This window comes from Streptomyces sp. NRRL F-6676, from assembly GCF_000725625.1.
Taxonomy (GTDB): Bacteria; Actinomycetota; Actinomycetes; order Streptomycetales; family Streptomycetaceae; genus Streptomyces.
Window position 1 is genome coordinate 1 of the sequence record NZ_JOHS01000166.1, and the last position, 205, is coordinate 205.

Here is a 205-nt window from a genome sequence, read left to right on the forward strand (position 1 = left end):
GCTCTACCAACTCGTCGCCGAGGAACAGGGCATCGGCGCGGACAAGCTGACCGGCACGATCCAGAACGACGTGCTCAAGGAGTACATCGCGCGCGGCACGTACATTTTCCCGCCCAAGCCGTCGCTGCGGCTGATCGCGGACATCTTCCAGTACTGCCGCACCGAGATCCCCCGGTGGAACACCATCTCGATCTCCGGCTACCAC

1 protein-coding gene is annotated in these 205 nt (G+C 63.4%); it reads left to right on the plus strand.

The window, feature by feature from the left end; all coding sequences use genetic code 11:
* Nucleotides 1-205: methylmalonyl-CoA mutase family protein (locus IO29_RS31450; protein ID WP_037840733.1), on the plus strand; the 205-nt coding region annotated here is incomplete at both ends.